General features: G+C 67.6%; 20 protein-coding genes. 8 read left to right on the top strand and 12 right to left on the bottom strand.

Going from position 1 to position 23,217, the window contains the following annotated elements:
* A complete protein-coding gene (locus MK313_RS02310) occupies positions 1–969 on the top strand; it encodes a GNAT family N-acetyltransferase (protein WP_287779963.1) in 969 nt (322 codons plus the stop codon).
* Here MK313_RS02310 and MK313_RS02315 read toward each other — a convergent pair.
* Positions 953–1,405: a nucleoside deaminase gene (locus MK313_RS02315; protein WP_121221095.1), complete on the bottom strand. Its 453-nt coding sequence runs from the start codon at positions 1,403–1,405 to the stop codon at positions 953–955. The genes MK313_RS02310 and MK313_RS02315 overlap by 17 nt on opposite strands.
* 275 nt (positions 1,406–1,680) lie before the next feature.
* On the opposite strand from MK313_RS02315, the gene MK313_RS02320 reads away from it, so the two are divergent.
* From MK313_RS02320 to rsmD, 3 genes are read left to right on the top strand one after another with little or no spacing between them, the layout of a single operon-like run.
* A complete protein-coding gene (locus tag MK313_RS02320) occupies positions 1,681–2,394 on the top strand; it encodes a gamma-glutamyl-gamma-aminobutyrate hydrolase family protein (protein ID WP_287779964.1) in 714 nt (237 codons plus the stop codon).
* Positions 2,394–3,281, top strand: a complete 888-nt coding sequence (locus MK313_RS02325; RefSeq protein WP_287779965.1) for a pseudouridine synthase — start codon at positions 2,394–2,396, stop codon at positions 3,279–3,281. The genes MK313_RS02320 and MK313_RS02325 overlap by 1 nt, the downstream gene beginning before the upstream one ends.
* Positions 3,247–3,807: a 16S rRNA (guanine(966)-N(2))-methyltransferase RsmD gene (rsmD, locus tag MK313_RS02330; RefSeq protein WP_287779966.1), complete on the top strand. Its 561-nt coding sequence runs from the start codon at positions 3,247–3,249 to the stop codon at positions 3,805–3,807. The genes MK313_RS02325 and rsmD overlap by 35 nt, the downstream gene beginning before the upstream one ends.
* 51 nt (positions 3,808–3,858) lie before the next feature.
* On the opposite strand, the gene trxA is transcribed toward rsmD, so the two are convergent.
* The 7 genes from trxA to tsaE form a co-directional block, all read right to left on the bottom strand.
* Positions 3,859–4,179 carry a thioredoxin TrxA gene (gene trxA / locus MK313_RS02335; protein ID WP_008946207.1) on the bottom strand — a complete coding sequence of 107 codons (321 nt, stop codon included), beginning with the start codon at positions 4,177–4,179 and terminating at the stop codon, positions 3,859–3,861.
* A gap of 155 nt (positions 4,180–4,334) precedes the next feature.
* On the bottom strand, positions 4,335–5,171 hold the full coding sequence (blaOXA, locus tag MK313_RS02340; protein WP_287779967.1) for a class D beta-lactamase: 837 nt from the start codon (positions 5,169–5,171) through the stop codon (positions 4,335–4,337).
* A gap of 15 nt (positions 5,172–5,186) precedes the next feature.
* Positions 5,187–8,642, bottom strand: a complete 3,456-nt coding sequence (addA, locus tag MK313_RS02345; RefSeq protein WP_287779968.1) for a double-strand break repair helicase AddA — start codon at positions 8,640–8,642, stop codon at positions 5,187–5,189.
* A complete protein-coding gene (gene addB, locus MK313_RS02350) occupies positions 8,639–11,644 on the bottom strand; it encodes a double-strand break repair protein AddB (RefSeq protein ID WP_287779969.1) in 3,006 nt (1,001 codons plus the stop codon). Before addB ends, addA begins: the two co-directional genes overlap by 4 nt.
* Positions 11,644–12,384, bottom strand: a complete 741-nt coding sequence (locus tag MK313_RS02355; RefSeq protein ID WP_287779970.1) for a nucleotidyltransferase family protein — start codon at positions 12,382–12,384, stop codon at positions 11,644–11,646. The genes addB and MK313_RS02355 overlap by 1 nt, the downstream gene beginning before the upstream one ends.
* Positions 12,381–13,406 (bottom strand): aminoglycoside phosphotransferase family protein, encoded by a 1,026-nt coding sequence (locus tag MK313_RS02360; protein ID WP_287779971.1) that lies wholly within the window; start codon positions 13,404–13,406, stop codon positions 12,381–12,383. Before MK313_RS02360 ends, MK313_RS02355 begins: the two co-directional genes overlap by 4 nt.
* Positions 13,403–13,882: a tRNA (adenosine(37)-N6)-threonylcarbamoyltransferase complex ATPase subunit type 1 TsaE gene (gene tsaE / locus MK313_RS02365; protein ID WP_121221631.1), complete on the bottom strand. Its 480-nt coding sequence runs from the start codon at positions 13,880–13,882 to the stop codon at positions 13,403–13,405. The genes MK313_RS02360 and tsaE overlap by 4 nt, the downstream gene beginning before the upstream one ends.
* Before the next feature lie 162 nt (positions 13,883–14,044).
* Between tsaE and MK313_RS02370 the strand changes: the two genes are divergently transcribed.
* Positions 14,045–15,079 carry an NAD(P)/FAD-dependent oxidoreductase gene (locus tag MK313_RS02370; RefSeq protein WP_287779972.1) on the top strand — a complete coding sequence of 345 codons (1,035 nt, stop codon included), beginning with the start codon at positions 14,045–14,047 and terminating at the stop codon, positions 15,077–15,079.
* Here the strand turns inward: MK313_RS02370 and MK313_RS02375 are convergent.
* The 4 genes from MK313_RS02375 to MK313_RS02390 all read right to left on the bottom strand — a co-directional run bounded on the left by MK313_RS02375 (position 15,076) and on the right by MK313_RS02390 (position 20,046).
* Positions 15,076–17,022, bottom strand: a complete 1,947-nt coding sequence (locus tag MK313_RS02375; protein ID WP_287779973.1) for a sensor histidine kinase — start codon at positions 17,020–17,022, stop codon at positions 15,076–15,078. The genes MK313_RS02370 and MK313_RS02375 overlap by 4 nt on opposite strands.
* A gap of 64 nt (positions 17,023–17,086) precedes the next feature.
* Entirely contained in the window at positions 17,087–18,697 is a 1,611-nt protein-coding gene (locus MK313_RS02380) for a phosphoenolpyruvate carboxykinase (RefSeq protein WP_287779974.1), read from the bottom strand.
* Positions 18,698–18,827: 130 nt separating this feature from the next.
* A complete protein-coding gene (locus MK313_RS02385; protein ID WP_287779975.1) occupies positions 18,828–19,583 on the bottom strand; it encodes a HugZ family protein in 756 nt (251 codons plus the stop codon).
* Complete coding sequence (locus MK313_RS02390; RefSeq protein ID WP_287779976.1) at positions 19,561–20,046, bottom strand: copper chaperone PCu(A)C; 486 nt, start codon at positions 20,044–20,046, stop codon at positions 19,561–19,563. The genes MK313_RS02385 and MK313_RS02390 overlap by 23 nt, the downstream gene beginning before the upstream one ends.
* Positions 20,047–20,320: 274 nt before the next feature.
* Here MK313_RS02390 and MK313_RS02395 point away from each other — a divergent pair, with 274 nt between their 5' ends.
* The 3 genes from MK313_RS02395 to MK313_RS02405 are packed head-to-tail and all read left to right on the top strand — an operon-like array spanning position 20,321 to position 23,215.
* Complete coding sequence (locus tag MK313_RS02395) at positions 20,321–21,019, top strand: response regulator transcription factor (RefSeq protein WP_008946155.1); 699 nt, start codon at positions 20,321–20,323, stop codon at positions 21,017–21,019.
* Between the two features lie 59 nt (positions 21,020–21,078).
* Positions 21,079–22,794 (top strand): stimulus-sensing domain-containing protein, encoded by a 1,716-nt coding sequence (locus tag MK313_RS02400; protein WP_121221066.1) that lies wholly within the window; start codon positions 21,079–21,081, stop codon positions 22,792–22,794.
* A gap of 4 nt (positions 22,795–22,798) precedes the next feature.
* Positions 22,799–23,215 (top strand): HPr kinase/phosphorylase, encoded by a 417-nt coding sequence (locus MK313_RS02405; protein ID WP_121221064.1) that lies wholly within the window; start codon positions 22,799–22,801, stop codon positions 23,213–23,215.
* Positions 23,216–23,217 lie beyond the last annotated feature (2 nt).

The following is a 23,217-nucleotide window of genomic DNA, read 5'->3' on the forward strand; positions in this document are numbered from 1 at the left end:
ATGACACTGCGTCCTGCCAGGATCGAGGATTGCCCGGCGCTCACCGATCTGGTGATGCGCTCCAAGGCGCATTGGGGCTATGACGCAGCCTTCATGGAGTCCTGCCGGGAGGAGCTTGCGGTCACACCGGAGCGGCTGGCCACCCAGCCCTGCTTCGTGCTGGAACGCGACGGCAAGCCCGCCGGCATCTGGGCGCTCGATCTCTCCGGCGCAGTGCCGGAGGTGGCGCTGATGTTCGCCGACCCGGCCCATATCGGCACCGGCATGGGGCGTATCCTCTGGCAGCATATGACCGCCGAACTGCGCCGGCTGGGCCAGGGCCGCGTGCAGCTGGATGCCGACCCGAATGCGGAGCCCTTCTATGAGCGCATGGGCTGCCGGCAGATCGGCACCCACACCTCGCCCTCGACAGGCCGTGTCCTGAAACGCTACGAGGCCGACGCGGCGGTGGTGCTGACGACGAAAAGCCTCATCCTACGCTGTTACGCGCCAGGCGAGGATGAGGCGCTCTATCCGATCATGAGCGATCCGGTCACCATGCGCTTCTGGCCGCAACCCTATGACCGGGAAGGTGTCGCCAACTGGGTCAGTCGCTGGATCGAGTCCTATGCCGAGAATGGCTATGGCCGCTGGGCGATGCTGGACCGGGAAACCGGGCAGCGGATCGGTGATGCCGGGCTGATCCGCACCGTGCTGATGGGGCAGGAGGTCATCGATCTCGGCTATATCATCCACCATCCCTACTGGCGGCAGGGCTATGCGGTGGAGGCCGCCGCCGCGATCCGCGACCACAGCTTCGAGGTGCTGTGCCTGCCCCGGCTGGTCGCCAACATGGCGCATGACCATACCGGTTCCGCCCGTGTTGCCGAGAAGGTCGGCATGGTGAAGGTGGCGGAGTTCGACAATCCGCGAAACCGCAACATCCGCACCTTCTTCTACGTGCTGGACAATCCTAACGCCGCTCCCTGAAGAAGCCGCGCAGCAATTCCGCCGCCGCGCGTTCGCCGATGCCGCCATAGACTTCCGGCGCGTGGTGGCAGGTCGGCTGGCCGAACAGGCGCGGGCCGTGCTCCACCGCGCCCCCTTTCGGGTCATAGGCCGCGAAATAGAGCCGCCGGATGCGCGCCATGCTGATCGCCTGGGCGCACATGGCGCAGGGCTCCAGCGTCACATAGAGGTCGCAGTCCGGCAGGCGCGGATCGCCCAGCAGGCGGCAGGCCTCGCGGATCGCCAGCAGTTCGGCATGGGCGGTGGGGTCGCGGTCGGTCTCCACGCGGTTATGCGCGCGGACGAGGATATGGCCGTCGCGCACCAGCACGGCGCCGACCGGCACCTCGCCCTCGGCGGCCGCCTGCCGTGCCTCGTCCAGCGCCGCCGCCATATAGCCGTTCGTCTCAGCGATCATCGCCGGACCCTGCCGTGGGGGACGGGGGCCGTCAAGCGGGTGAAATTCCATTGTGCTGCAATACCCTTCGAGACTTGCGCCCCAATGACTTGGGAGGCGCGCTCCTCAGGGTGAGGGCATTCTTAGACGCACCGTCCGTGCAGCCGGGTGACCTCATGCTGAGGAGCCTGCGATAAGCAGGCGTCTCGAAGCATAGGGCGGCAAGCGCCGTTGCCATTGCTCGACTAAGCCTTTGCGCCTACTCTCCCGCCGAGAATGACACCCTGGATGTACGCATGAAACAGCCCCTCATCGGCCTGACCCTCGATTCGGAGGAGCCGGGCGGATATTCCAAATTCCCCTGGTACGCGATCCGGCAGAATTACTGTTCCTCCGTGGCGCGCTCGGGCGGCCTGCCGCTGGCCTTGCCGCACGAGGTGGAGCAGGTGGAACATTATCTCGACCTGATCGACGGGCTGGTGGTGACCGGCGGCGCGTTCGATGTCGATCCGGCACTGTTCGGCGCCTCCGCGCGCCATGCCAGCGTCACCACCAAGGATCGCCGTACTGCGTTCGAGCTGGGCATGGTGAAGGGCGCTCTGGAGCGTGACATGCCGATCCTCGGCATCTGCGGCGGCGAACAGCTGCTGGCGGTGGCGCTGGGCGGCACGCTGATCCAGCATATTCCTGACGAGATCGAGGGCGCGCTGGCGCATGAGCAGCCCAATCCGCGCGATGAGCCGGGCCATCATGTGACGGTCACGCCTGGCACGCTGCTGCACGGCATCTGCGGCGGCGAGACCCTGCTGCATGTGAACAGCGCGCATCATCAGGCGGTGAAGGATGTGCCGCCGGCAATCGTCATCAATGCCCATGCGCCTGACGGTGTGATCGAGGGCATCGAGGACCCGAAGCGCCGCTTCTGCCTGGGCGTGCAGTGGCACCCTGAATTCTCCATCAGCAGCGGCGACGACAGGATTTTCGACGCCTTCATCGCGGCCTGCCGCTGATGGAGGACGTGCCGGTAAAGGACGGGGCAAAAGAAGGCGAGCGCATCGCCAAGCGCATCGCCCGCGCCGGCGTGTGTTCCCGCCGCGATGCCGAGCGGCTGATTGCCGAGCGCCGCGTCTCCGTCGATGGCCATGTGATTGACACGCCGGCCACCATCGTCACGGCGGCCAGCCGCATCGTGGTCGATGGCAAGCCGCTGCCGGCAATGGAGCCGACGCGGCTGTTCCGCTATCACAAGCCGGACGGGCTGGTGACCACGCACAAGGACCCGGAAGGCCGGCCGACCATCTTCCAGGCGCTGCCGCCGGGACTGCCCCGGCTGATCTCCGTCGGGCGGCTGGATTTAACCTCCGAGGGGCTGCTGCTGCTGACCAATGACGGCGCGCTGGCCCGAAAGCTGGAGCTGCCGGCGACCGGCTGGGTGCGGCGCTACCGTGTCAGGGTCCATGGACGGGTGGATGAATCGGCACTGGCGAAGCTGGCCAGCGGCATCACCGTGGATGGCGTGCGCTACGGCCCCATCGAGGCGGTGCTGGAACGCGCGCAGGGCGGCGCCAATGCGTGGATCGCGGTGTCTCTGCGCGAAGGCAAGAACCGCGAAATCCGCAAGGTGATGGAGCATATGGGCCTGCCGGTCACCCGGCTGATCCGTGTTGCCTACGGACCGTTCCAGCTGGGCCATCTGGAACGCGGGCAGGTCGAGGAGGTGCAGGCCAAGGTGCTGCGCGAGCAGATGGGCGAGAAGCCGAAGGGTGACCGCACCGGCCATGCGCGGGCGAAACCCAAGCCCAAGCGCGGCGTCAGCCCCAAGCGGGAAGCCCAAACCCGCGAAGAATCACAGCGGAAAGAAAATGCGGATCGTCGCCGGACGCCATCGCGGCGCTAGGCTGGAGGCACCGCCGGGGGATGCCACCCGGCCGACCTCCGACCGCGCCCGGCAGGCGCTGTTCGATACGCTGACCGGCGGTCGTTTCGACATCGATCTGAACGATTCGGTGGTGCTCGATCTCTTTGCCGGCACCGGGGCGCTGGGGCTGGAGGCGCTGTCGCGTGGCGCCGGGCGGGCAATCTTCGTGGAGAAGGATCGGACCGCTCTCGCGGTGCTGAACCGCAACATCGCGCATCTGAAGGCAGGCGACCGCACGCTGGTGCTGCCGCAGGACGCGACGAAACTGGGCCGTGCCCGCGCGCCTGCCGCCCTCGTGCTGATGGACCCGCCCTACCGGCAGGGGCTTGTCAGCCCTGTCTTGCAGGTGCTGCTGGCCGGCGGCTGGCTGGCGCCGGATGCGTTGATCGTCATTGAGCAGGCGAAGGACGAGGCACTGGATTTGCCGACGGGATTCGCGCTGCTGGATGACCGCCGCTACGGCGCCGCGTGCTTTCTGTTCCTGCGGCAGGCCACTCCCGAATAAACAAAGCCCCGGCGGATGCCGGGGCTTTGCAGGTTCAGTGTTTCAGCCGGGTCAGATGTTCGATTCGACCCACTGGAACAGGGCGCTTTTCGGCATGGCGCCGATCTTGGTGGCGGCGACCTGGCCGTTCTTGAACAGCATCAGGGTCGGGATGCCGCGCACGCCGTATTTCTGCGGGGTCGACGGGTTCTCGTCGATGTTCAGCTTGGCAATCGTGACCTTGCCGCCCATCTCGCCGGCCAGCTCGTCCAGGATCGGCGAGATCATCTTGCAGGGGCCGCACCATTCGGCCCAGAAATCCACCACCACCGGCTTGTCGGCGTTCAGGACGTCGGTCTCGAAGGAGTTGTCGGTAACCTTCGTCGTGCTCATGCGTTTGGCCCTTTATCTCTTTCAGGCGCCGGGACGGCACCTTTTTGGCCGGACGGTTTCAGACGCCCGGTCGGAATAGTAAAGTCGACCCCGAATCTAGGAAGCGGCGGGGCGGCGGTCAAGCGACGCTGTCTTGCCGAGGCCAAATCCGTTCATCACTTCAGCTTTTCCGGGGCGAGAAGAATGGGCAGATCGGCCAGCAGGCTGTCACGCGCCACGAAGCTGGCCGGCCCCTGACGCGGCCCGCCATCCTCCAGCAGCCGGGCGAAGGTGATCCGGCGGCCATGTCTTTCCGCCCAGCCGACGAACCAGCCGATCTGGCGCGCCTCGTCCAGGCTGCCATCGGCCCGACGCTGATATCCATTACCCGTCTTGCCCCGCACGACCCAGCCATCGGCGACGGTGAAGACCGGTTGCACCGCCACGGCGAGCGCCTGTGCCTCGGCGCTGACCGGCAGTTCGCCCCGCCCGAGCCGGCCAAGGAAACCAATCTGTTCCATCGGCGAAATCTTCAGGGAGGAGGACAGCCATGAATGGCTCAGCCCGTTATCCTTGCCGGCCTCGCCGGAAACGTCGCGATTGCCATAGGCCAGCGCTTCGATATAGCCGCGGAACCGCTCCATGCCCAGCTTGCGGGTCAGATCCTGCGAATACCAGACGACGGAATATTTCATCCAGCGTGTCGGGTCGGTGGTGTGGCGCCAGGGCTCAAGCGAGACATTCAGCGCCGGGTCATAGGGCAGGGCCGGCGTGTGGGTATCCTTCAGCAGCCCGGAATCGAAGCCGATCACGGCCAGCGCAATCTTGAAGGTGGAAAACGGGCTGACCGGCTTGTCGCAGGACGGGCCGTCGCGCAGGCGAATGGCATCCGTCGTCGCATCGGCGATCACGGTGCAGGTTGGGATATTCGAGACCGGCGCGGCATCGGCCGGATTGACAAGAACAGGCAGGGCCAGCAGCAGACCGGCCGCCGGCAGGAAAAAACGACGCATGGAAAGGCTCATGACTTAGGGTTGGTGTCTCGCCAGAAGATCATCAGGCAACGCCATGAGACGCGGCCCGTCTGTCCAAAGTAAGGCGCAGCGCACCGGCCGGCCGGGATAGACTGCCGCCAGTGCTGCCTGATAGCAGGCCATCTGCCGCAGATAGACCGGCGACACATCTTCCACCCGCAGCGGCGGCGGGCGGTTGGTCTTGTAGTCGATGACCTGGACTTCCGATTCCGTCACCAGCAGCCGGTCGATCTGGCCGGAGATCACCACCGCATCCGTCCCTTCGCCGATGCGGCCGACCACCGGCACCTCGGCAACCGAACCGGGGCCGAAGATGGCGCCGAAGGCGGGGTCGTCCAGCACCGCCAGCACCTCGGCGGCATAGGCCTCGACCTGCGTGGCGTCCAGCGCGTGCACCGGCCGCTCCAAAAAGCGCCGGGCCGCCTCTGCCCGGCGTGCTGCGGGCAGTTCGGGCAGGGTCTGCAGCAGCCGGTGGATCAGCGTGCCGCGCTTGAAGCGCGCCGCCTCGGCCATCGCCTCGTCGCCCAGCGGGGAGCGCACGGAGGGTTCCTCGCCACTGGGCTTGGACGGGCTGAGCGGCCGCGAGGGCGTCGGCTCCGGCGCTGGCGGGACGGTCGCCCAGACCTCCGGCGTTACTGGCTGCAACGGCGGGCGGTGTGGCTTTTCCGCGACCGTGATGGTGGCCTTCTGCGGGTTGGTGCGCAGCCGCCCCTTGGCCCCGTCCCCGATGAAGCCGCAATCGAGATCCTCGCCCTCGGCCAGCATCGCCTGCTCGACCAGCCGATACCAGCATTCGTCCGATGTCGCGTTGCGGGTCTCCCAGCCGCAGACGATCAGCCGGTCCTCGGCGCGGGTCAGCGCGACATAGAGCAGCCGGCGATATTCCTCCATCTGGCGGATGCGGGCCTCTTCCCGCGCAGCGGAGGCGACATCGTCGTCGCTGCCCCGGTTCGGCGACCAGAGCATCAGCCCCCCACTCGGGTCTTCACGCGTCCACAGCAGCGGCGGAATGTCCTGCGAGCGCGGCGTCGCCACTATATCGGGCAGGATGACGATGGGCGCCTGCAGGCCCTTGGCGCCATGCACGGTCATCACGCGCACCTCGTCGCGTCCGGCCTCCAGATCGCGCTTGATGTCGCCGCTGGCGGCCCGCAGCCAGGCGAGGAAACCCTGCAGGCTCGGCACATGCTCGCGCTCATAGAGCAGGGCGGTGGACAGGAACTCGTCAATCGGGTCGTCGGCCTCATAGCCCAGCCGCCCGATCAGCTTCTCCCTTCCTTTGCCCTGACCCAGAATCTCGGCATAAAGCTCGTAGGGCCGCACGAAATCGACGCGGGCCAGCAGCGCCGACAGCATGGAGGCGGCCTTCTGCGCCCAGGCCTGCGGGGCGGCCTGCAGCGCCGCCCACAGGCTGCCCCTTCGGTTCCAGGCGATCTCGAACAGCTGTTCCTCGGTGAGGCCGGCCAGCGGTCCCTTCAGCACCGTGGCCAGCGTCAGGTCATCCTCCGGCAGCAGCAGGAAATCGCCCAGCGCCATCAAATCCATGACCGCCATCTGCTCGGTCAGCACCATACGGTCGATGCCGGCCACCGGCACTTCCAACGCCTTCAGCTGGCGCACCAGCTCCTCGACGAAGCCGCCGCGCCGGCGCACCAGGACCAATATGTCGCCGGCCCGTACCTTGCGCCCCTTGGCCGGCAGATCCTCCGTGCCGATCCAGTCGGCGATGCGTTTTGCGATGATCCGGGCCAGCTTCCCTGACGGCGAATCGCCGGGGCGGACGACCACCGGCATTGGCCAGGGTTCCAGCGTCTGGCGCGGTTCCGGCGCGATCAGCGGCCACAGCTCGACCCGCCCGGCCTGCCCGTCGCGATAGACCAGATGCCGCAGCGCCTCGCCCGGCTCGATGACGCCGTGGCGGGCGGGATCGGCATTGAACACGCTGTCCACCAGCCCCAGCACCGACTGGGTCGAGCGGAAGGAGGTGGTGAGCCCGACCTCGGCCCAGTCCTTTCCGGCCAGGCCGGCGCGGTCACGGAAGGCGGCGCGCATGCGGATGAATTCCGCCCGTTCGGCGCGCTGGAAGCTGTAGATCGACTGCTTCACGTCGCCGACCGCGAAGATGGTGCGCACCTGTTCGCGTGCGCCCAGGCCGGCGAAGAATTCGTCGGTCAGCGCCTCGATCAGCTCCCATTGTTCCGGGTTGGTGTCCTGCGCCTCGTCGATCAGTACGTGATCGATGCCGCCATCGAGCTTGTAGAGTACCCAGGCGGCCACGCCCTCGCCGCCCTGCAGCAGGTCGCGGGTGGCGAGGATCAGATCGTCATAGTCCAGCAGCGCGCGCGCTTCCTTCACCCGTGCATAGAGGGCCAGCATCTCCGCCCCCAGCCGCAGCAGCGCCGCGGTGGAAGCCGCAACGCGCAGCGCGCGCAGCTTGCCATCGAGGCGGGTCAGCCGTTCGATCTCCTGCTCGAAGATGCCCGTTATGCCGGGGAAGCTGTCGATGACGGCCTTGGTGGCCAGCCGGCTGCGCACCTCCCCTTCCTTGGTGAAGAAGGCGAGGCGGTAATCGGCCAGACGCGCCGGCCGTTCGCCGGGGAGCGCCAGGAACTGGTCGATCAGCACCGCACGGTCCTTGTCGGTCTTGCTGCCCTCCGCCAGCGCCGCCATGGCGCGTTTCAGCCCGGCGCCGTCGAAGGCATCGTCGCGGCAGGCAGCGGCGATGGCCTGCTCCTCGGTCTCGCCGGGGGCGACGCCGACTTTCACCTGAATTGCCGCCACTAGCCCGTCCAGACCGCCATGCTTCGCCAGCAGCCGGGTGAGGCGCCCGCGTTCCCCGCTCAGCGCGTCCATCAGCGTGCCGAATGCCTCCTCGCCGGCACGCAGTGTGACCTGCGTCAGGGCATGGCCAAGGGCGGTATCCGCACCCTCGCGGGCTTTCGTCAGCATGTGGTCGCGGGCGGCCAGCAGCAGCTCGCGGGCAGTCTGCTCGTCCATCACCTCGAAATGCGGGGCGATGCCGGCCTCCAGCGGGAAACGCCGCAGCAGCGCCTGGCAGAAGGCATGGATGGTCTGGATCTTCAGCCCGCCCGGCGTATCGAGCACCTGCGCGAACAGCCGGCGCGCGCGGGTCATGGCGTCTGCATCCGGCGCGGTCCCGGTCAGTGCTGCCAGCCTGTCGGCGAGGTCGGCATCCGGCATGACCGCCCAGCCGGCCAGCACCCCGTTCAGCCGGTTCGCCATCTCCGCCGCCGCTGCCTTGGTGAAGGTGAGGCAGAGCAGCCGTTCCGGCCTGGTGCCACCCAGCAGCAGGCGCAGCACGCGATCGGTCAGCACCTTGGTCTTGCCGGTGCCGGCGGACGCGCCGACCCAGACCGAGGTTTCGGGGTGGGAGGCCTGGCGCTGCGCGTCAGCAGGGTTTGGGGCGGGGGTGGGCAGCACGCTGGTCATGCGCCATCCTCCCCGCCGGTGCCGGACCATTCCTTCACCCGGGAGAGGTGGAGATAGTCGCTGTAGCGCGGCGCGGAATCCGGGTCGGGCCGGGAGATATAGGGGGTAGCCGGGTCGTCATAAGCCTGGATCAGCCGCTCCAGCCCGTCGCGCGCGGCCTCGGTCACCGCCTCGATATCCTTCGCCGGGCGGGCGATCTCGCCGGGCGGTTCGCCGCCGGACAGCCGCCAGTAGGCCAGCTCCGACACCGCTGCGGCGGCAATGCCGGGGAAACCGCCGCGCCCGGCGATCAGTGCTTCCAGCGGCAATTGTGGTGCATGGCCGCTCTCCACCTCGGCGGGCCTTGGCGGCTGGCCGGTCTTGTAGTCGATCAGCGCCAGCGTGCCGTCTTTCAGACGGTCGATGCGGTCAGCCTTGGCCGACAGGGTGACATCGCCGCCGGCAAAGCCGGCCAGCGTGATCTCGCCGCGCAACTCGGTCTCGGTGCCGGCGAGGATCGCGCGGCGCTCTCCCTCCGCGCCAATAAACCAGCGTGCCAGCCGCACGAAGCGCGGCCACCAGAAGGCCCAGACGCCGGGCCGGTCGAGCGCCTCGGCGAAGACCTCCTGGCCGATGGCAAGCAGACGGTCCAGCGCGTCCGGTGGCAGGGCGCCGGGATATTCCTTCAGGAAGCGCTCCAGCGCCTTGTGGATGATGGTGCCGCGTTCGGCGGCGCCGGGGTCCTCGTCAATCGGGTCGAGCGCGCGCAGCCTAAGGATCTTCGCGGCATAGATGCCGTAGGGATCGCGCATCAGCGTCTCGATCTCGGTGACCGAGAATTTCCGCGGCCGCGCCACTAGCGGAGGGATTGGCGCCGGTCGCACAGCCGGGGCGATGACGGCGGGCCGGTCGATGGCGGCCCACCAGCCGCGCCACAGCGCCTCCTCCTGTCGCAGCGTCGGGGCCCTGTCGCCCAGCACCGTGTCCAGCCGCAGCAGCCAGCGCGAGGGCACGGTGGGGGCGCCCTCCTGCTTTTCGGCGCGGGTCAGGACGATCTCCGGTGCGCCAAAGGCCTGCGCAAAATCATGCGCCGACAGGCCGATCCGGTGCTCCGGTAGCGGCAGGCCGAAATCGCTCCGCATCGGGCGGCTCATCCACGGGTCGGAGCCGGCCTCGGGCGGCCAGACACCTTCGTTCAGCCCGCCCAGCACCAGCAGGTCGGCCTGCTGCAGTCGGGCTTCCAGCGGACCCCAGATCGACAGGCGTGGATGGCTGGACTGGCGTGGTCGCACCACCCGGCCCGCCAGCAGGCTGTCCAGCAGGGCAGGGTAGAGCGCCGGTTCGACCGTGCCCAGCACTGTCCCGGCCTCGCGCAAATCGGCCAGGAAGTTCGCCGCACTCTCGCCGGCCTCGCCGCGCCACAGCCTAACCGGCCCCGGCTCCTCATCGCTTGCCGCGAGATCCTCGGCAAAACGGCCATGCGCTTCCAGCAAATCGGCCAGAGGCACGGTGGGCAGGCCGGTCAGCGCCGCGAAGGGCGCCAGCATCGCCTCCAGCCGGTCGAGCCAGGGCAGCAGCACACTGCGCTCCCGGTCTAGGTCGCGGCCGGTGCGGTCCTGAAGCTCGGCCAGGCTGTGCAGCAGCGCCTGGCGCGTGCCGGCGATGCCTTCGGCCGGGCGCGGGCCGCGCAGCGCGTGCATTTCCAGCAGGCGCAGGCAGCGGCGGAAGTCACCGGTTCCCATGCCACCGGCGGCCAGCGGATGTTTCAGCGCCGCCAGCAGCGGCAGAGGCGCGGCGCGCTCCACCGCCAGCGCAGCAGTCAGCCGCAGGAACTCGCCGGGCGGGGTCTGGGCCAGCGGCACGCCGGCGGAATCGTCCACCGCGATGTCCCAGCGCGCCAGCTCGGCGGCGACCCGCCGGGCCAGCGCCCGGTCCGGCGTGACCAGAGCCGCCGTGCGTTCCGGCGTTTCCAGCGCGTGGCGCAGCAGCAGGGCGATGACGCCCGCCTCCTCCTGTGCGGTGGCGCAGTCGATGCGGCGGATACCGGCAAGGTCGGCGGCGGCGAAGGGTGCCGCATCCCGCCAGGCCTCGGTCGTGGCGGCGGGCCGCAGCGCCTCGGCGATCAGCCGGTCGCGGGCGGATGGTGCGGCTTCCGTCCAGCCGGCGACATCCTGCCGTTCGACGCCCAGATGGCGCAGCAACCGGGCGAGGTTGAATTGCGGGTGGCTTTCGTCGCCCTCGATCTCGCGCCAGGTGGCATCGTCGCTCAGCCGGTCGAGGCCGGGCAGCACCACCATGCCCTGCGGCAGGCCGGCGACCACTTCCAGCAGGTCACGCGTGGCCGGGATGCTGCCGGTGGTGCCGGCGGCGATCACTGGAAAATCCGGCGGGCTGGCGCGCCACAGCGCGCCCTGCGCCGTCAGCAGCGCATCGCGCCGCGCCGCCGGGTCCAGCGCGCCATGTTCCGCCAGCACTTGCGGCCAGGCCTCGGTGACGATGCGCAGGAAATCCAGCGTGATCTGCCAGTGCCGGGCATACTCCGCCGGCACCAGCCCGGCGAGGTCGTCGAACGACAGGCGCTCGGTCTGCACCTGATCCAGCAGCCGGGCCAGTTCAGCCGCCAGCCTTATCGCCTGGTCCGGGCGGCGCGGCCCATCCTCCAGCCGTTCGCCCAGCTTCAGGATCAGCCGCGAGAGCAGCAATTGCCGCCGTAAGCCGGGGATCGCTGGTGCGATGTCCGCGGCGGCACTCCCCGGCGCCTCCGCCTCGCCATGCAGTTCGATCTCGTCGGCATCCAGATCGCCCAGCGGCATCATGCGCGGCAGCAGCAGCGGCCTGCCGTCGGACAGCCTGAGGAAGGCCTCGCGCAGGGAGCGGCCGCCGCGCCGGGTCGGCACCAGGATCAGCATGCGCGACAGGGCCAGCGGGTCGCCGCCGGCCCGCGCCATCAGCCCGGCGGCCAGCGCGTCGGCGAAACCGGCACCGGCGGGAATGGAGAAGACGGAAGGCGCGGCCCCCGCCATCACACCATTTTCAGCGTATGGCCGGCGAGGAAGGCTTCCTCGGTGGCGGGAATATCCTCCGGGGTGCTGACATGGTACCACATGCCGTCATGCACCATGCCGTGCAGTCGCCCCGCCTCGGCGGCCTTGTCGTAGAGCAGGTTCAGCGAGAATGGACCGTCCGGCGCACCCTCGAACAGGCGCGGATGCAGCATCTGCACCCCCATATAGGCGAAGGGCACGACCTCCTGCTCCTTGCGGCGGCGGATGCCTGTATCGGGATGCAGGTAGAAATCGCCGGGGCCGCGATAGCCCAGCGCGCCATGGGTCGGGAACAACATCAGCAGCGCGTCCATGCTGTCATCGTCCCAGAGTTCGGCCAGCCTTTCCAGCGCCGGGGACAGCCCGTTCAGCCACAGGCTGTCGCCATTGGCAACGATGAAGGGTGTGTCACCGAAATGCGGCAGGGCACACTTCACGCCGCCGCCGGTATCCAGCAGTTCCGCCTCGCGGGAAATCTCGATGCGTGGGTTGTTGCGCTTTGCCAGATGCGATTCCAGCACCTCGGCCTGCCACCAGCTGTTCACCACGACGGTTTCGATACCGGCTTCCTCCATCCGGTCCAGTGCGTAGTCGATCAGCGGCTTGCCGGCGACCTCCACCAGCGGCTTCGGCAGGCTCTCGGTGATCGGCCGCATCCGGCGGCCCTCGCCGGCGGCCAGAATCATCCCAGTCTTCGGCGCGGATTGAGGCGTCTTCATGCCGGCGTCTCCGGTGTCGTGCGGATATCGGGCGGGATCGCGGACTCCAGCCAGGCGGCGAGCGGCGCCAGGGCCGGATGGTCGAGATCGCGGGCGATCAGCCGCCACAGGCGGGGAATGTGGGTGAGGTAGCGATGCTTGCCGTCGCGCCGCGACAGGCGGGTGAAGATGCCAACGATCTTCATGCTGCGCTGCGCCCCCATGATCCGGCAGGACAGGTCCAGCGCCGCCGGGTCGATCTCCGGGAAGGCGGCGGCGTAGCGCGCCAGCATCGCGGCGGCAAGTGCGGGCGCCACGTCGCGCCGGGCATCCTCCAGCAGCGAGACCAGGTCGTAGGTCACCGGCCCGATCACCGCGTCCTGGAAGTCGAGCAGCCCCAGCCCCTGCGGCCCGCCGCCCGGCTGTGTGCCCGGCAGCAGCATGAGGTTATCGACATGGTAGTCGCGTAGCACCAGCGTCTGCGGCACCTGCCGGGCCTGCGCCAGCAGCGGCGTCAGCGCCCCTGTCAGGCCGGCGCGGGCTGTCTCGATATCTGCGCCAGGGGCAACCGCCGGCAGGTACCAGTCGGTCAGCAAATGCGCTTCGCGCAGGAACAGCGCATCGTCATAGGCGGGCAGGGGGATGGATGCTGCGTCGGCATGGCGATGCAGCCCGATCAGCAGGTCCAGCGCGTCGCGATAGAGCGGCTGCTCCGGCGCGCCGGCCGCCAGTGCGCGGGTGAAGGTGGTATCGCCGAAATCCTCCAGCAGCAGCAGGCCGGCCTGTTCGTCGCGGGCCAGAATGCGCGGTGCGCGCTGGCCGAGGTGCAGCAGATGCTCGGCCACGGCGAGGAAGGGGCGGACATCCTCCATCGGCGGCGGGGCGTCCATCAGCATGGCACTCTCGCCGCCGCGCGTAAGGCGGGCATAGCGCCGGAAGGAGGCATCGCCCGGCAGCCAGAAGACGTCCGCATCCTGCCAGCCGGCGCGGGCGAAAAAGGCCGAAATCAGGCCGGCGCGGGAGATGTCCTGAACAGAAGTCACAGGCTCAGTCCTTTCAACCGTTCCGGCCAGTCGCCGCCGCCGGAGAGCGTGGCGCGCCTTCCCTCTGCGACATGCGACAAAGCGATCTCCAGCCGGCGGGCAGGCAGGTAGGGGCCCAGCCGTTCCGGCCATTCGATCAGCGAGACGGCGTCGGCGAAGGCATCCTCGATACCCAACTCGAAGGCCTCCTCCGGGTCTTCCAGCCGGTACAGGTCGAAATGCCAGAGCGACAGCGGCACCGCCCCATCCTCATAGGTCTGGACCAGCGTGAAGGTCGGGCTGGGTACCTCGGTATTCCCGCCGAACAGGGCGCGGATCAGGCCGCGCGCCAGCTCCGTCTTGCCGGCGCCCAGATCGCCCAGTAGCGCCACCACGTCGCCGGTCTTCAGGCGAGGTGCCAGGGCCGCGCCTAGCGCCTGCGTCGCCGCAGCATCGGGCAAGTCGAACCGGGCGATGAGGGGGGCGGTATCGGGCACGCTTCTGTGGGTCCCTGCGACACGGATCATCGGTTCCGGTTGTAGCGATGCGGGACTCGATAGGCAACGGCGCGATATGCCCCTTATCCGCCCGGGGTTGATATGCCGGGCGGCCCCGGCCATCTTTAGCGCCGCATTCCCGTGAGCAAAGATTCGAACGCCATGAGCACTCCTCACAAGACCGATGTTGTCATCATCGGCGCCGGGCCGGTTGGCCTGTTCGCCGTTTTCCAATGCGGCATGTTGGGGTTCCGCTGCCATGTCGTTGATGCGCTGGGCGAGGTTGGCGGGCAATGCGTGGCGCTCTACCCGGAAAAGCCCATCTACGACATTCCCGGATACCCCACCATCGACGCGGCGGACCTGATCGTGAAGCTGGAACAGCAGGCTGCACCCTTCGCGCCGGTCTTCCATCTGGGCGAGGAGGCGACAGGCCTGAAGCGGCTGCCCGATGGCGGCTGGCGGCTAACCACCTCCGCCGGGACGGTGATCGAGGCGGGCGCTGTCATCATCGCGGCGGGCGCGGGCGCTTTCGGGCCGAACCGGCCGCCGATTCCGGGCATCGAGGCCTATGAGGGAAGCTCGGTGCATTACATGGTGAAGCGGCGCGAGGATTTCCGCGGCAAGCGTGTGGTCATCGCCGGCGGCGGCGATTCCGCCGTGGACTGGGCGCTGTCGCTGTCCGATATCGCGAAGGTCATGGTGGTGCACCGGCGGCCGAAATTCCGCGCCGCCTTCGAGAATGTCTGCCGGCTGGAACAGCTGCATGCCGAAGGCGTGCTGGAGCTGGTCGTGCCCTATCAGCTGCAGGGGCTTGAAGGGGCGGACGGCCAGATCACGGCGGTCAATGTCGCCACGCTGGAAGGCACGGTGCGGCGGCTGGAGGCGGACGCGCTGCTGGCCTTCTTCGGCTTGTCCACCGATCTGGGGCCGATTGCGCAATGGCACCTTGAACTGGAGCGGAACCACCTCGTCGTCGATCCGGCCAGCATGGCGACCAGCCAGCCCGGCATCTTCGCCATCGGCGATGTGAATGCCTATCCCGGCAAGCTGAAGCTGATCCTCACCGGCTTTGCCGAGGCGGCGCTGTCGGCGCATGCCATCCATCCGATCCTGCGTCCCGACACGGCGCTGCATTTCGAATATTCGACGACGCGCGGTGTGCCCGGGGGCGCGCCCGGGAGCGTTCCCGCCTAACCGGCGGTCTGCCCCTGCGGTAACGGCTTGTCGCCGGGCAGGCGGACGGTGACCACCGTGCCCTGATCAACCTCGGAGGTCAGGCCGATCTGGCCGCCATGCAGCTCGATCAGGCTCTTCACCAGCGACAGGCCGAGGCCCGCGCCGGTGTCACGCTGGTTCCGGCCGCGCTCGAACTTGCCGAACACGCGCTCCTGGTCTCGGGCGGCGATGCCGACGCCGGTGTCGGCGACGGACAGCAGCAGCGCATCCTCCTCGCGCCGCGCCTCGATCCGCACACTGCCCCCGGCGGGCGTGAATTTCTGCGCATTGCTGACGATGTTGAACATGGCCTGCTTCAGTCGCCGTCCGTCGGCCCGCACGGTGCCGATGCCGTCCGGGCACTCCAGCGCCATCTGCACGCCACGCGTGCGTGCGGCCTCCGTGCTGAGCGTCATCAGCGAGTCCAGCATCTCACGGACATCGACCTCCTCCAGCTCCAGCGTCATGTAGCCGGCCTCGATGCTGGCGAGATCGAGAATGTCGTTCACCAGCGAGATCAGCCGCTGCGATGAGGACAGGATGGCCTGGCTGTATTCGCGCTGGCGGTCGTTCAGCGGCCCGAAATAGCCCTGGTCGAGGATTTCCGAGAAGCCGACGATGGCGTTCAGCGGCGTGCGCAGCTCGTAGGAGACATTGGCGACAAACTCGTTCTTCAGCCGGTCAGCCTCTTCCAGCGCCTCGTTGCGTTCCAGCAGGGCGCGTTCGACGCGGTAGGAATCGGTCACGTCGAGGTAGGAGAACAGCGTCGCCCCGTCAGGCAGCGGCACATGGGCATAGTCGATGGCCGTGCCGTCCGCCCGGATCAGCCGCTCGGTCCAGCTGCGCCGCTCGCCCAGCCGTTCGATTTCCCGGCCCCTGTAGGCCTCCCAGGACTCGAAGCTGTGCAGCGGCCGGGTCATTTCCAGGAAATCGGCATAATGCGGCTGCTGGTCCAGCTGATCGGCCGGCAGCTGCCAGATCCGGGCATAGGCCGGGTTCCACAGTTTCAGCCGGGCATCACCGCCATAGACGGCAATGCCTTCGTAGAGATTGTCCAGCGTCTCGCGCTGGACGGCGTTCAGCGTGTTGAAGTTGCGTTCCAGCGCCAGCCGGTCGGTCACATCCTCGTCGGCGAACACCAGCCCGCCGAACGGGTGCGGCGCGGTCACCCGCCGGATGGTGCGCTCGTCCGGCAGGTGCAGCAGCTCCTCCTCGGGGTCGAGCAGCGAGGTGATGCGGCGTTCGATGGCGCGCACCATGGCCTTGAAGTCGGTCACTTCCGGCAGCCAGCGGCGCTCTCGCAGCGCGTCCATCACCTCGGCGATGGAGGGCTCGCCGGACAGAAAGCGCTCTTCCAGCCCCCACAGGCTGGCATAGGCGGCATTGAAGAATTTCAGCCGCTTGTCGGGGCCGAAGATGCTGATCGCGACCTGCAGGTTCTCCAGCACCGCGTCATGGGCGGCGATGTGGCGCTCCAGCTCGGACTGGGCATTGTCCAGCGCGCTGGCGTCGGTCAGGTAGCCAGCGCTGCCAGCGCCGTCCTCGCGCGGCAATTCGCTGAATTCCAGAAGGGCGCGCTGCTCTCCGGTGGCAACATAGCGGCTGGCCGATTGCGGGTGCCCGCTGCGTATCGCCCGGCGCACCAGATCCGCGCCGGTATCACTTGCCGACGGGCCGCCGATTTCCAGATCCTCGCCGCCGCCGGAGGCTTCCTGCAGCGTGCGATAGGCCGGATTGGCCCAGACGATGCGTCCCGCCGCATCGCGCCGCCAGAGTGGGATCGGTACGGCCTCGGCGACAGCGGCCACATCGGCGGCGTCCCGCAGGCCGGACAGCGTCTGGTGCAGCCGGAAATACCGCCAGCCCAGCAGCAACAGGGCCAGCAGAAGAATGCCGGCTATGAACCATGGCAACAGGGTCATGCCGGCACTCTAAAGGATGTTCCGGGCTTAGGGAATCGCCCGCGGATGACGATACCGCATGGATTTATGCGGCGGCGCGCACTCCGGCGGCGCGGACCTTCTCCGGCACATGGCTTTCGAACTGCTTGAAATTGGCCTCGAAGCGACCGCGCAGATCGTGCGCTGTGCTGTCATAGGCCCCCTTGTCCGCCCAGGTCTGGCGCGGGTCGAGCACGTCCGTCGGCACGTCCGGGCAGTTCTCCGGCACCAGCAGGCCGAAATTCGGGTCCTGCCGGACGCCGGACTGGGCCAGCGTGCCGTTCAGCGCGGCCGCCACCATGGCGCGGGTATAGGCGATTTTCATGCGCTCGCCGACGCCGGCCTTGCCGCCGCTCCAGCCGGTGTTCACCAGCCAGCATTTTGCGCCGTGCCTGGCGATACGGTCGCGCAGCATCTCGGCATAGACGATCGGGTGGCGCGGCATGAAGGGCGCGCCGAAGCAGGTGGAGAAGGTGGCCTGCGGCTCGCTGCCCAGCCCCTTCTCGGTGCCGGCGACGCGCGCGGTATAGCCGGACAGGAAGTGATACATCGCCTGTTCCGGCGTCAGCTGGCTGATCGGCGGCAGCACGCCGAAGGCATCAGCAGTCAGCATGACCACATTGTCGGGATGCCCGCCGGTGCCGTCCAGGCTCATGTTCGGGATGAACTCGATGGGGTAGGAGGCGCGGGTATTCTCGGTCAGGCTGGCATCGTTCAGGTCGAGATGCCGGGTCTCCGGGTCGAACACCACATTCTCCAGGATGGTGCCGAAACGCTCCGTGGTGGCGTAGATCTCCGGCTCCGCCTCGCGCGACAGGCGGATCACCTTGGCGTAGCAGCCGCCCTCGAAATTGAACACGCCATTGTCCGACCAGCCATGCTCGTCATCGCCGATCAGGGTGCGGGTGGAATCCGCCGACAGGGTGGTCTTGCCCGTGCCCGACAGGCCGAAGAAGATCGCCACATCACCGCGCTGGCCGATATTGGCCGAACAATGCATCGGCAGCACGCCGCGCGCCGGCAGCAGGTAGTTCAGCAGGGTGAAGACCGACTTCTTGATCTCGCCGGCGTAGGAGGTGCCGCCGATCAGCACGATCCGCTTCGCCATATCGACCAGGATGAAGGTCTCCGAGGCAAGGCCGTCGGCAGCGCCGCGGCCCATCAGGTTCGGCACGTTCAGGATGGTGAATTGCGGCTCGAAATGGGCCAGCTCCTCGCGCTTCGGCTGGATGAACATGTTGCGCGCGAACAGATTGTGCCAGGCGGTCTCGGTGATGACCCGGACCGGCAGCCGGTAGGCTGGATCGGCCCCGGCGAAGCAATCCTGCACGAACACCTCGCGGTTCTGCAGATAGGCCAGCGCCCGGCCCAGCATGATGTCGAACCGTGCCTGGTCGATCGGCTTGTTCACCTCGCCCCAGTTGATATCGCCGCGTGAGCCCGGCTCATCGACGAAGAACTTGTCCTTGGGCGCGCGGCCAGTGTGCTTGCCGGTGTTGGTGATCAGTGCGCCGCCAGCACCCAGCACGGCCTCGCCGCGCCGGATCGCCGCTTCGTAGAGCGCAGCCGTTGCAAGGTTCCAGTGGGCGGCCTTCAGGTTCACGAGGTCGTGGGTGTCGAGGCCATGCTTGCTGGCCGGGGTGCCGGTGATCTGCACGGTGGGTTTCCTCCGGTTATTTTTATCGCGTGACCTTTAACGGCCATCGCTTATGGGCGTTTCATGAGAGATAGCGGGGCCGCGCATCGGCTGGCAACCATATTGTATGCAGCGGCTGATATATGCCCGCTCAGGTGGCGCGCGCCCGCTTCACCAGCCGCACCAGGGCCGCGCGGGCGCGTTCCGCATCGCTGGGCGCGTTTTCGCCGAAAGCCGCGAAATCCAGCCGGTCGACAGCGCCGCCGCTCCTGATGTCGATGCCTTCCGGGTCGATGCCGGTCATCCGCCAGCCTGTACCATCGAGGCCGAGCAGCTTGGCTGCATAGAGGTCCAGCGCGTCGGCATGGTCCTCGTTCATGTGCGCAACGATCTCCGCCTCGGCGGCCGCGAGGGCGGCGTGCGGCGCGGCATCGAACAGCAGTTCGTCCGCCTCGATCCAGTGGATGCGGCCGAATCCGGCGACCAGATGGGCGCGCGCCACCTCCATGCGGTAGAGGTTGAAATCCTTGAACCCGGCATAGAAGGCGGCCGAGGGGTGGCGGGCGACATAGCGCGCCAGCAGGGTCTCGTCCGCAAGCGGCGTGACGTGCCCCTGCAAGGTGACGCGCGCGCCGGTCAGCGGTTCGTCGAGGCCGGTCGTGCCATCGATCAGCAGCGAGGCGCGCGGATCTCCCTTCAGATTCTTGGTATGGTCCGCCAGGTCGGAGAGCAGCAGCAGGGGACAGGCCGCATGGTCCGTCGCCAGCAGCACCAGCGAGGCATAGGGCCAGCCCTCCGCGCCATTCAGCGCAGTTCCGAGGACGGCGCGGTCACAGGACCGCACCAGCCGCCGGGCGGTGTCGCCCGGCGTTTCGGTCGTGTTGTCAGTGGGTGTGGCTCTTGCCATGACCCGCCTTGCTGCCATCGGCGCCGATCGGCATCACCTCGGCCGTCACCTTCACCTTGCCGGCATTGCTGTAGGTCAGCACCAGCTCGAACGTCTCGCCGGGGACCAGCTGTTTCTTCAGGCCCATCAGCATGATGTGCAGGCCGCCCGGCTGGAAGACGACCGGCGTGCCCGGCTCGACATCCACGCCACCCTCGACCTGGCGCATGCGCATCACGCCGTTTTCCATCAGGTGGGTGTGAATCTCGACGCGCGCGGCCACATCGGAGGCAGCATCGATCAGCCGGTCCGCCTTCGCCGTGTCGTTGGTCAGGGTCATGTAGGCTGCACCGTTCTTGGCGCCGGGCGGGGTCGCGCGCGCCCAGACATTGGTGGCTTCGACATGCTTGTCATGGGCAACCGCCAGCGGCGCGGCCGCGATCAGGGCGAGGGCGAAAATCATAAAACCGGGAAGGAAACGCATGGGGCACCTTTGAGCGTGTTGTCGTCAGCTATTGAGCAAGATTGCCGAAAGCTCTCATCCCGGCAATCGGTCAAAGCGCCGCATCGGGGAAGGTTTATTTAAAATGCCTTCTGGTAACTTTATGCGGCATTGCCTAAATCCGGTCATTATTATTGCGCAAAAGGCAGGACGCCGGACCGCTATCCCAGTATGGTTTGGCTCAATGCAGTTCGTACCGGAATGGTCCGGTACGCGCGTGACCTTGGCAGCGCGCATCGAATAGGGGAATGCGACAGTGGCTCAAACGATTGCCCTGGTCGATGACGACCAGAATATCCTGACTTCGGTCCAGATGTCCCTGGAGGCCGAGGGGTTTGACGTACGCACCTATGCGGATGGCGAGGAGGCGTTGCTGGGTATCAGCCAGCGCCCGGTCGATCTTGCCGTTCTCGACATCAAGATGCCCCGCATGGATGGCATGGAACTGCTGTCCAAGCTGCGCAAGAAGACGGCGATGCCGGTCATCTTCCTGACCTCGAAGGATGATGAGGTGGATGAGGTGCTGGGCCTGCGCATGGGGGCCGACGACTACATCACCAAGCCGTTCTCGCAACGCCTGCTGATCGAGCGCATCCGCGCCCTGCTGCGCCGCCAGGAGCTGGCGCAGGATACCGGCGAGCAGAGCAAGGAGAATGTGATCGTGCGCGGCGAGCTGGTGCTCGACCCGCGCCGCCACATGTGCACCTGGAAGGGCGACCCGGTCAATCTGACGGTGACGGAGTTCCTGATCCTGAAGGCGCTGTCGCAGCGCCCCGGCCATGTGAAGAGCCGCGATCAGCTGATGGACGCGGCCTATGGCGAATCGATCTATGTCGATGACCGCACCATCGACAGCCACATCAAACGCCTGCGCAAGAAGTTCAAGGTGGTGGACGACGATTTCCAGGAGATCGAGACGCTGTATGGCGTTGGCTACCGGTACCGTGAAGGCTGAATCCCGGCGATGCGGGCGGAGATGTGGGCCGGTAGTAGGGCGGCAGGCGGACCAGGCCGATGACGACACATGCAGCGGCGGATGAGGTGCCGGAGGAAAAGGCGCAGCAGGAGCAGATAGCCTCGCGGCGGCCCGGCACAGATGATCTGTCGGTCGCGGAGGTGGCGACGCGGCTGCGCCGCCGCCGGAAATGGCTGGTCTCGCCGCTGACCCTGCGCATCATGGCGATCAACCTGCTGGCCCTGGCGATGCTGGTGGGCGGCGTGCTCTATGTGGATGAATATCGCCGCAGCCTGATCGTCGCCGAATTACAGAATATGCGGTTGCAGGCCGAGCTGCTGGCCGGCGCGCTGGGCGCCAGCATCGTGCAGAATGTCGGTGACGATTCCGTCGTCATGTCGCCCGATCTGGCACGCCAGCTGGTCCGGCGGTTCGAGCCGCCGCCCGGCGTTCGCATACGCGTCTTCCTGCCGACCGGCGAGATGGCGGCCGACAGCCGGATGCTGCGCGGGCCTTATGGTGTGGTGCAGATCGAGCCGCTGCCACCGATTGGCGCGCGCCCCAGCCTGGGCGAGCAGGCGCTGAACGCGGTGTATGACTGGATCGTCGGCTGGCTGCCGTCGGACGAGCGGCTGCCGCCCTATCTGGAAGCGCCGCTGCAGACCGCCCCCGACTATCCGGAGGTAGTGGAGGCGCTGCAGGGTGAGGCCGCCTATGCCCGCCGACGCCTGCCCGACGGGCGCATGCATCTATCGGTGGCGGTGCCGGTGCAGAGCTATCGCCAGGTGCTTGGCGCGCTGGTCATCAGCGGTACCGACAAGGGCATTGAAGAGAATATCCGGGCGGTCCGGCTGGACATCATGAAGGTGTTCGCGCTGGTGTTCGCCGTGACGGCCCTCTTGTCCTTCTATCTGGCGCGCACCATCACGCGGCCCATCGAGCGGCTGGCGGCTGCGGCCGAACGGCTGCGGCTCGGCATGAACCGGCAGCACAAGATCCCGGACTTCCGCAAGCGCCGCGACGAGATCGGCGAGCTGTCCGGCACGCTGATCGCCATGACCGACGCGCTGTGGCAGCGGCTGGACGCCATCGAGCGCTTCGCCGCCGACGTGTCGCACGAGATCAAGAATCCGCTGACCAGCCTGCGCAGCGCGGTGGAAACCGCCTCGCGAGTGAAGGATGCCGAGCGGCAGCAGAAGCTGATGGCGGTCATCCTGGACGATGTGAAGCGGCTGGACCGGCTGATCTCCGACATCTCCGACGCCTCGCGTCTCGATTCCGAACTGTCCCGGGCCGACATGGAAACGGTGGATGTCGGTGTCATGCTGAGCACGCTGGTCGGCATCTATACCGCCGTGCCGAAGGAGGATGGCCCGCGCTTCAAGGTCAAGGTTCCATCTGGCGACAAGCTGCTGGTGAAGGGGCTGGAATCCCGGCTGGGGCAGGTGGTGCGCAACCTCGTCACCAACGCCATCAGCTTCTCCCCGCCCGGCGGCATGATCGCGGTCAGCGGCAGCCGGCAGGGCAATAATGTGGTGTTCACGGTCGAGGATGAGGGGCCGGGTATTCCGGAGAACAAGCTGGGCGACATCTTCAACCGTTTCTACACGGAACGGCCGAAGGGCGAGCGGTTCGGCACCCATTCCGGCCTTGGCCTGTCGATCTCCAAGCAGATCGTGGACGCCCATGGCGGCACGATCACGGCGGAGAACCGCAAGGATGCGGACGGCAAGGTGCTGGGTGCCCGCTTCACCGTGCGGCTGCCCAAGCAGTAATCTCATGCTGGTCCACGCCACGACCATCGTCCTTGGTGGCCGCGCCGTCCTGCTGTGCGGCGCGCCCGGCAGCGGCAAGTCCGATCTGGCACTGCGCGCCATCGATGCCGGTGCGGTGTTGCTGGCTGACGATCAGACCGCGCTTTCCGCCGAACGGGGAAGTCTGGTCGCGCGCTGCCCGGAGACAATACGCGGGCGGCTGGAGGTGCGCGGCCTCGGCATCGTCGATCTGCCCTGGCGCGACGCGGTGCCAGTCGGGCTCGCGGTCGATCTGGTGCCGCCGGAGGCGGTGGAGCGGTTGCCGGGCGCGGCGGAGCAGAGCTGGCTAGGCATTTCCATACCGCTGCTGCGGCTGGCGCCTTTCGAGGCGTCCTCGGTGGTTAAGCTTCGGCTTGCGGTGGCGCGCCTGAAGGGCGAATAATG

Source organism: Oceanibaculum sp. (assembly GCF_022449305.1).
Classification (GTDB): domain Bacteria; phylum Pseudomonadota; class Alphaproteobacteria; order Oceanibaculales; family Oceanibaculaceae; genus Oceanibaculum; species Oceanibaculum indicum.

Bases quoted from the DNA above. Each gene is read 5' to 3' on its own strand.
- MK313_RS02390 (WP_287779976.1), bottom strand. From the start codon at position 20,046: ATGCGTTTCCTTCCCGGTTTTATGATTTTCGCCCTCGCCCTGATCGCG.
- MK313_RS02405 (WP_121221064.1), top strand. From the start codon at position 22,799: ATGCTGGTCCACGCCACGACCATCGTCCTTGGTGGCCGCGCCGTCCTG.
- MK313_RS02315 (WP_121221095.1), bottom strand. From the start codon at position 1,405: ATGATCGCTGAGACGAACGGCTATATGGCGGCGGCGCTGGACGAGGCA.
- rsmD (WP_287779966.1), top strand. From the start codon at position 3,247: ATGCGGATCGTCGCCGGACGCCATCGCGGCGCTAGGCTGGAGGCACCG.
- MK313_RS02355 (WP_287779970.1), bottom strand. From the start codon at position 12,384: ATGAAGACGCCTCAATCCGCGCCGAAGACTGGGATGATTCTGGCCGCC.
- MK313_RS02400 (WP_121221066.1), top strand. From the start codon at position 21,079: ATGACGACACATGCAGCGGCGGATGAGGTGCCGGAGGAAAAGGCGCAG.
- MK313_RS02375 (WP_287779973.1), bottom strand. From the start codon at position 17,022: ATGACCCTGTTGCCATGGTTCATAGCCGGCATTCTTCTGCTGGCCCTG.
- addA (WP_287779968.1), bottom strand. From the start codon at position 8,642: ATGACCAGCGTGCTGCCCACCCCCGCCCCAAACCCTGCTGACGCGCAG.
- MK313_RS02370 (WP_287779972.1), top strand. From the start codon at position 14,045: ATGAGCACTCCTCACAAGACCGATGTTGTCATCATCGGCGCCGGGCCG.
- MK313_RS02325 (WP_287779965.1), top strand. From the start codon at position 2,394: ATGGAGGACGTGCCGGTAAAGGACGGGGCAAAAGAAGGCGAGCGCATC.
- MK313_RS02385 (WP_287779975.1), bottom strand. From the start codon at position 19,583: ATGGCAAGAGCCACACCCACTGACAACACGACCGAAACGCCGGGCGAC.
- blaOXA (WP_287779967.1), bottom strand. From the start codon at position 5,171: ATGCGTCGTTTTTTCCTGCCGGCGGCCGGTCTGCTGCTGGCCCTGCCT.
- trxA (WP_008946207.1), bottom strand. From the start codon at position 4,179: ATGAGCACGACGAAGGTTACCGACAACTCCTTCGAGACCGACGTCCTG.
- MK313_RS02320 (WP_287779964.1), top strand. From the start codon at position 1,681: ATGAAACAGCCCCTCATCGGCCTGACCCTCGATTCGGAGGAGCCGGGC.
- MK313_RS02310 (WP_287779963.1), top strand. From the start codon at position 1: ATGACACTGCGTCCTGCCAGGATCGAGGATTGCCCGGCGCTCACCGAT.
- addB (WP_287779969.1), bottom strand. From the start codon at position 11,644: ATGGCGGGGGCCGCGCCTTCCGTCTTCTCCATTCCCGCCGGTGCCGGT.